At 63.4% G+C, this 7,892-nt stretch carries 10 protein-coding genes; 6 read left to right on the top strand and 4 right to left on the bottom strand.

The features are described from left to right. Window positions 1–617: XRE family transcriptional regulator (locus EOA33_RS17025; RefSeq protein ID WP_145989172.1), on the top strand; the 617-nt coding region annotated here is incomplete at its 5' end. 67 nt (window positions 618–684) lie between these two features. Here the strand turns inward: EOA33_RS17025 and EOA33_RS17020 are convergent. From EOA33_RS17020 to EOA33_RS17005, 4 genes are read right to left on the bottom strand one after another with little or no spacing between them, the layout of a single operon-like run. Further along, window positions 685–1,725, bottom strand: coding sequence for a DUF3445 domain-containing protein (locus tag EOA33_RS17020; RefSeq protein WP_127406118.1), 1,041 nt, complete (start codon window positions 1,723–1,725; stop codon window positions 685–687). A gap of 9 nt (window positions 1,726–1,734) precedes the next feature. Continuing rightward, window positions 1,735–2,700, bottom strand: coding sequence for a PDR/VanB family oxidoreductase (locus tag EOA33_RS17015; RefSeq protein ID WP_127406117.1), 966 nt, complete (start codon window positions 2,698–2,700; stop codon window positions 1,735–1,737). Then, window positions 2,697–3,293: a dimethylamine monooxygenase subunit DmmA family protein gene (locus EOA33_RS17010; protein WP_127406116.1), complete on the bottom strand. Its 597-nt coding sequence runs from the start codon at window positions 3,291–3,293 to the stop codon at window positions 2,697–2,699. Before EOA33_RS17010 ends, EOA33_RS17015 begins: the two co-directional genes overlap by 4 nt. A gap of 41 nt (window positions 3,294–3,334) precedes the next feature. After that, window positions 3,335–4,468 carry an aminomethyltransferase family protein gene (locus EOA33_RS17005; protein ID WP_127406115.1) on the bottom strand — a complete coding sequence of 378 codons (1,134 nt, stop codon included), beginning with the start codon at window positions 4,466–4,468 and terminating at the stop codon, window positions 3,335–3,337. Window positions 4,469–4,753: 285 nt separating this feature from the next. Between EOA33_RS17005 and EOA33_RS17000 the strand changes: the two genes are divergently transcribed. From EOA33_RS17000 to EOA33_RS16980, 5 genes are read left to right on the top strand one after another with little or no spacing between them, the layout of a single operon-like run. Continuing rightward, window positions 4,754–5,041, top strand: coding sequence for a hypothetical protein (locus EOA33_RS17000; protein ID WP_127406114.1), 288 nt, complete (start codon window positions 4,754–4,756; stop codon window positions 5,039–5,041). 5 nt (window positions 5,042–5,046) lie between these two features. Continuing rightward, complete coding sequence (locus EOA33_RS16995) at window positions 5,047–5,424, top strand: hypothetical protein (protein ID WP_127406113.1); 378 nt, start codon at window positions 5,047–5,049, stop codon at window positions 5,422–5,424. A 15-nt stretch (window positions 5,425–5,439) separates the two neighbouring features. Further along, window positions 5,440–5,601, top strand: a complete 162-nt coding sequence (locus tag EOA33_RS16990; RefSeq protein WP_126056041.1) for a hypothetical protein — start codon at window positions 5,440–5,442, stop codon at window positions 5,599–5,601. Window positions 5,602–5,615: 14 nt separating this feature from the next. Further along, window positions 5,616–7,016 carry an amino acid permease gene (locus tag EOA33_RS16985; RefSeq protein ID WP_127406112.1) on the top strand — a complete coding sequence of 467 codons (1,401 nt, stop codon included), beginning with the start codon at window positions 5,616–5,618 and terminating at the stop codon, window positions 7,014–7,016. A 46-nt stretch (window positions 7,017–7,062) separates the two neighbouring features. Further along, complete coding sequence (locus EOA33_RS16980) at window positions 7,063–7,752, top strand: hypothetical protein (RefSeq protein WP_189375495.1); 690 nt, start codon at window positions 7,063–7,065, stop codon at window positions 7,750–7,752. Window positions 7,753–7,892 lie beyond the last annotated feature (140 nt).

The raw sequence follows: 7,892 nt of genomic DNA, 5'->3' as shown, positions 1-7,892 counted from the left end.
CCCAGGACCCGCATGCCATTCGCGACACGCGCGAAAAGGTGCTGGAAGTGGCGATCGGCCGCGAGGTGCGGGCATTCCGCAAGAAGCTCGGCATTACCGTCGCCGATCTCGCGACCGCCACCGACATTTCGCTCGGCATGCTGTCGAAGATCGAGAACGGCATCACTTCGCCGTCGCTGACGACGCTACAGGCGCTGTCGCGCGCGCTCGGCGTTCCGGTCACCGCCTTCTTCCGCCGCTTCGAGGAGGAGCATAGCGCCGTCTTCGTCAAGGCCGGCGAAGGCCTCGATGTCGAGCGCCGCGGCACGCGCGCCGGCCACCAGTACAATCTGCTCGGCCATATCGGCTCCAACACCAGCGGCGTCGTCGTCGAGCCTTATCTGATCACGCTGACTGAGGATTCGGACGTCTTCCCGACCTTCCAGCATGCCGGCATGGAGTTCCTCTACATGCTGGAGGGCGAGGTGGTGTACCGGCACGGCAGCAATCTCTATCCTATGAAACCTGGCGACAGCCTGTTCTTCGACGCCGACGCACCGCACGGACCGGAACAGCTGACGCGGCTGCCGATGCGGTACCTTTCCATCATCTGCTATCCGCAAAGCAGCGCTGGGTGATTGGCTGATCTCCCCCTTCGTGGGGGAGATTGGCAGGACAGAGGTGGGCGCTGTCCCGCCGACAGTTTCAATCCGGCCCAAACCCCGGGCTGGTCGGGCTCCCGTCATCCAGCTTCGACAGCCACTCGACCAGCGTCGGACGGTAGCGGGTGAGGCCCTTGTAGGTGGCGAGTTCCTCGGGCAGGTCGCGGATGACGCGGTGAAGGCGACACGCCCATTTCGGCTGCGTCACCAGCTCGTCCATCTTGATCAGATAGCAGCGGATCGGGAAGACGATGCCGTTCGAGCGCGGCAGCCGCCAGAAGCTCTGCAGCTCGACGCGCAGATGCACCTTGTCGCCGACATTCTCCGGCGTGACCGTCGCCCGGTCCGGACCCCATTTGTGGTAGTTCTCCGGGCTGGTGTCGAGGCGCGGATTGATGGTCATCGTCCAGTTCAGGCGGCGCGCCGGTTTGCCCTGTTGGATGTTGGTGAGGAACTTCAGCGCACGGATGAAAATCCCCTTCTCGTGCGCCAGCGGCACCGGCGCGTGCCACTCGAAGAAGTTCATGCCGATGTCGAAATCGAGCGACCAATCGGCCTGGGTGGTGACCATGCCGGCATCCATCCACAGATTGCCGTCGCGCTGGTCGAGGATGCAGAAATCGCCCTGGCTCTGGCGGGTGATGTATTCCATCGGGCCGTAGGGCAGCGTCGAGGTGTCGCCGAAGGTGAAGGTGTCGTCGATGCCGAGCGGCCGGTTGATCCAGCGCCAGCGGTCGCCGTCGCGCGTCAGCGTGAAATGATCGGGATAGCCGAGCGCCTGCTGCTCCATCAAAAGCTCGAGCAGGTCCCAGCCGGCCAGCGTCATATGCGGCAGCGACTGGCAGCGCAGCGGATCCTCGGCCAGCACCAGCGCGCGATCCTGCATCTCGGCGACATAGTGCTCGTCGACGTCGATCAGGTTTGCCAGCACGCTGCCTTTCGGGCCGACGACATGCGGCTCGATGTTGACGGCATACATGTAGCTGTCTTCGTTGAACGGGAACGGAAAGCGCCTGATGTGCTCAGGGCTGTTGCGGAAGGTGTAGTCGTCCCGAAAAGTTTCCTTGCGAAAGGTGATGCCCAAGCTCGCCTCCTATCTTTCCAGGACCAGCGACTTGCCCTCGAAGCGCGAGACGCAAGGCATGATCTTGCAGCCGGAGCGATGGTCTTCCTCGCTCAGCCAGTGGTCGTTGTGGATGAACTTGCCGTCTGCCGAGATGACATTGGTCTCGCACTGGCCGCAGACGCCGCCGCGGCAGAGATAGGGCGGATCGACGCCGGCGGCCTCGATCGCCTCGAGCAGACTCTGTTGCGAGCCGACACGGATCGTCTTGCCGCTGACGGCCAGCGCCACATCGAAGGGCGCGCCGGGCTGGGGCGCCGCGAAATGCTCGAAATGCACGGTTTCCGACGGCCAGCCGAGAGCGGCGGCGCGGTCGCGCACCCAGTTGATCATGCCGGCCGGGCCGCAGACGTAGAGATGCGTGCCGAGCGGCTGCGTCGAAAGCAGACGGTCGAGATCGATGCGCTCGTCGCGATCGTCGTGGTAAAGCTTCACCCGGCGGTCGTAGCGCTGCTGCAGGATATCGGCATATGTGCCGAGCGAAGCGGTGCGGCAGGTGTAATGCAGCTCGAAATTGCCACCCGACCCCGCCAGTTGCGCGGTTTGCGCCATGAACGGCGTGATGCCGATGCCGCCGGCCAGCATCAGGTGCTTCCTGGCTCTCAGGTCGAGCGAGAACAGATTGACCGGATAGCTGATCACCATCTCCAGGCCGGGCTTGACCGACCTGTGCATGAACAGCGAGCCGCCGCGGCCGACATCGTCGCGGCGAACCGAGATCGTGTATTCGCTTGTATTGAGCGGCGAACCCATCAGCGAATAGGGGTTGAGCCGGGTGCGGTCGCCGTCGCGCATCTCGACCACGACATGGGCGCCGCCGGAAAAAGTCGGCAAAAGTTCGCCGTCGCGGCGGCGGAAATGGAAGCGGGTGACCAGATCGTTGACGGGGACGAGATGGCTGACGACGACGTCGAGCTTGGTGGTGCCGGTGCTCATCGGAAGACCTCCTCCATCGAAGGAATCTCTGAGCGATCCTCGGCATTGATGCAGACGCCCTGGAAGGCGGCCAGGCGCCGCGAATAGTGGTCGCGCACCAGAAGCAGCAGGCCGCAATGCGCGCAGGTCGCCGGCTGCGTCGTCACGTTCTCGGTGATGCCCTTGCAGTGCACGCACTGCATGCGGCGCGCCAGCGAGCCGCGATGCTCGGTCTGCATGGAGGTGTGGTCGATGCCGGCCTCGAGCGCCACCTGCATGGCCTGGCCGATCAGCCCTTCGGTGCCGCTAAGATAGAGACGCAGGCCCATATGGGCGTTGGTCAGGGTCTGCCTCAATCGCGGCAGCAGGCTGGGGAAGGACGGCGCAATATGGAGCTGCGCCGGCTTCAGCGCTTCGAGAGCGCCAATGTGCTTGCCGTCGGGACCCGGAATGAAGACGATCTCGGCATCGTCGAAGAACTCGGCCGGCGCCTTGCCGGCCATGTCGACGATCGCGAGCGCGCCTTCGGCATCCGCCACGAATAGATGGTGCTTGCCGGGCTGCGGAGACAGGGTTCCGTAGATGGGCCGGCTGATGATCGTCTTTGTTGCCATTCTTCCTTCGTGCCTCGAAACCCCTCGCTGTCGATGATGCCTCAGCCCTTGGCGGTGCGCTTGGTTTTCTTGGGATCGTCGAACGGCAATGGCTGCGCCGTCGCGTTGATCGCGCCGCTCCTGTTGCGGATCTCGAGCCTGGCGTCCTTGACGGCGCAGTCGACGTCGAGGCGGGCGATGCCCATCGACTTCTCGACCAGCGGCGAATACATGGCGCAGGTCACCACGCCAACCTTCTTGCCGTCGCGATAGACCGGCGCGCCTTCGTCGGCCGGCTCCTTGCCGTCGAGCAGGACGCCGTAAATCTTGAAGCGCTCCTTGCCCTTCAGGCGGTAGTGCTCCTCGGCGCCGCGGAAGCCGGTCTTGCCGGGGCTGACGGTGAAGTCGAGGCCGAGCTCCCACAGCGTGTCGCCGGGGCCTTCATTGTCGAAGGGATATTTCTGCGAATTGTCGTAGGGGTAGAAGAGCAGGTAGCTTTCGACGCGCAGCATATCCAGCGTGGTGAAGCGGCACGGGATGATGCCCGCGCTCTTGCCCTCGTCGAGGATCCTGTCCCAGATCGTGCCGGCGTCCTGGCCGCGGCAGAATATCTCGTAGCCGCGCTCGCCGGTGTAGCCGGTGCGCGAGATCATCACCGGAAGGCCGAACAACTGCGTCTGCATATGGTGGAAGTAGTTGAGGTCGCGGATGCCCGGCACGTGCTTGGCCAGGTAGTCGACGGCGGTCGGTCCTTGCAGCGACAGGTCGTGCAGATTGTCGTCGAAGCGAAGCGAGACGTCGCGGCCCACAGCTGCCCGCTGCAACTCTTCATGGCCGGTGCCCGACCCGTGCACGACCATCCAGCTGTTGGGGCTGATGCGGTAGATGATGCAGTCATCGGTGAACTTGCCGGCCTCGTTCAGCATGCAGGCATAGGCCGACTTGCCGGGATAGATCTTCTCGACGTCGCGGGTGGTGGCGAGGTCGATCAGATGTGCGGCATGCGGCCCGGTGATGTGTACCTTCTTCAGGCCCGACACGTCCATCAGGCCGGCCTTGGTGCGGATGGCGACATATTCCTCGTCGGCATCCTTGTCGTAGGTCCAGGCGGTGCCCATGCCGCTCCAGTCCTCGAGCTTCGAGCCGAGCGCACGATGGCGGTCCGCCAAGGTCGAAAATCTCCAGGATGCCGTCATCCGATCGTCCTCCGTCCGAAAGTCATTGCTGTTCCCTGCTCCTTGGCGCGACGGCCGGAGCTTTGGCCGAATATTGACCGCAAACGACGAAGCGCTGCAATCCCCTGCAAGCAAATAATTTCATTGTCAGGCAAAATTCTTGACCTGGAACGAACGGTTCACAAACCGTAAATCCGGCTTGACAATTCCGGAATTCGGTCGGAACTTATGAAAAAAATTTCACTCTGTTGAAAGAGCGGGACGCCCGGCCGATTCGCTTCGGACGTCGAGAGAAGGGGAAAACCGATGTCCGACCTGCAGCAGCGCATCGATGCGCTGTACCGTTCCGACGTGCGCGGATCCGCGCTCCTGATCATCTGCCTGTGGGCGACGATCCTCTTCGTCCTCATCATGACATGGCCGTACATTCCGGACGCCGGCATCAAGCTGGTCGTCGCGGTCGCCGCCGCCGCCGTGCTGATCTTCAACACGGCCGCCATCCTGGCGATGGTCAACCACTACAAGGAAGACAAGGACTTCATCTACGGGCTCGACATCAAGAACGCCGATGCGTTCCGCAACCGCAAGGGGTAGACAGCATGTCCCGCTACACGCCGCCGGAACAGAGCAAGGCCGGCCAGATTTTCGACATCGCTGTCGTCGTGGTGGCCATTTTCGTGGCGCTGTGGCTGCCGCTGAAGCTCGGCCTCGCCGGAGCGGCGAAGTCCATCGATCCGCTCGACGCCAAGACCTGGGACGCGCTTGGCCAGAACGCCACCATGGCCTCGATCTGGGAGAAGCTCGGCTATACGCCCGAGACCGCGCACGACATCATCCAGAATCGGTTCCAGTACATTATCGACTGGCCGACGCTGATCATCATGGCGATCGTGCTGATCGCCTATTTCGTCTTCCTGTTCCGCGCATCGGACCGGGAATATCGCGACGTCATCAACGAAAAATTCGACGACAAGTAATCCGGGGGCACGCTCATGTGGATACCGCTGTCTTACGCCTGCTGGGGCATCTCGATCGTGCTCGCGCTGTGGATGCTCTACGACTGGTTCAAGGTCGACTCGGCCTATTCCGAAGAGGTCTTGACCTCGTCGCGCGAAGGCGAGCTTGAAGCCGTCTCCGAGAAGCACCGGATCTGAGTGGGGATTGATCGATGACGGTCGCGCTTGACAACACCACCACCATCCACGGCGACAGGGTCTCGCTGCTCCGGGTGCTCGGCCCCGCTCATGTCTGGGCGCTTGGCGTCGGCATCGTGCTGGTCGGCGAATTCACCGGCTGGAACTTCTCGGCCGACAAGGGCGGCGCGCTGGCGGCGCTGATCGTCTGCTGGATCGTCGGCCTGCTCTATACCTCGGTCGCCATGATCGATTCCGAGGTGACCTCGACCGTCGCCGCTGCCGGCGGCCAGTACGCGCAGGCCAAGCACATCGTCGGGCCGTTGATGGCCTTTAACGTCGCACTCTTCCTGGTCTTCGCCTACACGATGCTCGAAGTGTCGGACGCAATCCTGCTCGGCGACACGATAGTCGCTAAGGCCGGCGTCGAGGGGCTTACCCACAATTCCTTCATCGCCGCCACCATCGTGGTGCTGGCATGGCTCAACTATCGCGGCGTGCTGATGACGCTCAACGTCAACTTCATCATCACCGCGATCGCCTACATTTCGATCGTCATCCTGTTCTTCTCGGTGAGCCCGTGGACGCAAGGGGCGGTGCTGAAGCTCAACGAGCTGGTGACGCCCGGCAATGCGCTGCCCTATGGCTGGATCGGCGTCATCGCCGCCTTCCAGTTCGGCATCTGGTACTATCTCGGCATCGAGGGCACGACGCAGGCCGCCGAGGAAGTGCGCTCGCCGGCGCGCTCGCTGCCCTACGGCACCATGGCCGGCATGATCACCCTTCTGATCGCCGCCGCCATGACCTGGTATGTCTGCGCCTCGATGATGCCGTGGGAATATCTCGGCATCACCTATTATCCGTTGTGGGACGCCGGCAAGCTGACCGGCAGCCCGCTGCTCGAGAACCTGCTGTTCATCGCGACGCTGCTGGCAGCACTTGCCTCCGCCAATGGTTGCATTAACGATGCGGCGCGCGCCTGGTTCTCGCTCGGCCGCGACCGCTATCTGCCGAGCTGGTTCTCGGCGGTGCATCCGAGATACCGCACGCCCTACCGCTCGATCCTGTTCCTGCTGCCGATCGCGCTCGCCTTCGCCTTCATCGCCGATCTCAACCAGGCCATCACCTTCTCGATCCTGTCGGGCGTGCTGCAGTACACTTTCATGAGCATCAACATCATGATGTTCCGCAAGAAGTGGCCGCTGGGCTCGATCCGTCGCGGCTACACGCATCCCTTCCATCCGCTGCCGGCGATCGTGCTGTTCTGCCTGTGCGTGGTCACCTTCTTCGCCATCTTCCTCGGCTTCGGCTCGCAGCTGATCGCGATGACCATCTTCTATTTCCTGATCTCGCTGTGGTTCCACTTCTACCGCTACAAATTCGTGCGCCGCGGCGACCAGTTCACCATGCCGTGGCCGAAGCCGCAGGGCTATTGAGTGGAAAGAAAGCCCGCCGGCTGACAGCGGGCTCTGGCGTGTCGAGATGTCTGAGTTGACGTCAACTTTACTTGTCGGGGCGATTGCGCTTGCCGTCGTCGTCCACCTCGCCTGGCTCGCGCGCAAAAGCCGCAAACGGGCCAGGGCGGGGCTTGCCGCCGACACCGCCAGCATTCGCTCCGTCATCGCCGACGCCATCGATGTCTCGGACGGCACCGCCGGTGTCCTCACCTGGGCTGGCGCCTGGAATGGCCAACGTGCGCAGGTCCGCACTATCATCGACACGCTGGCGACGCGAAAACTGCCGACGCGATGGCTGAGCGTTACGGTCACCGAGCCTGTCGATGTGCCGGGAACCTTCGACATGATGATGCGGCCGGGTTCGGCGACCACCTTCTCCAATTTCGATCACCTCGGCCATACGCTGCCGAAGGCCGCCAGCTTTCCCGCCGAAGCGGTGCTGCGCACGGACCGCAAGGGGGTCGCCTTCCCGCAGGACGTGATCGCCGGCCATCTCGACATCTTCGCCGAGGGCCGGGCCAAGGAACTGCTGGTCACACCGAAGGGCGTGCGCATCGTCTGGCTGCTGGCCGAGGCGGAGCGGGCGCGCTACGGCGTGTTCCGGCAGGCCGCATTCGGCGACGCCAGGCTCGATCCGGCGCTGGTCGAAAGGCTGCTGCAGTCGGCCTCGGCGCTTCGCGATGCGATCAACGTGCGCAAACGGCAGGCCGCATGACCGATAGAACCGCCTCCCCTGCTCCGACGAATCCGTTTCTCGTGCTCGGCGCGGCGATCGCGCTGCCGGGGAGCGGACATGTCCTGCTCGGCGTGGCGACCCGCGGGCTGCAATTCCTGTTCTTCATGGTGATCCTAGGC

The sequence above is a fragment of the Mesorhizobium sp. M4A.F.Ca.ET.050.02.1.1 genome, assembly GCF_003997725.1.
GTDB lineage: Bacteria > Pseudomonadota > Alphaproteobacteria > Rhizobiales > Rhizobiaceae > Mesorhizobium.
The sequence above is the reverse complement of the archived record's forward strand: the minus strand, read 5'-3'. Positions and strand labels throughout refer to the sequence as shown.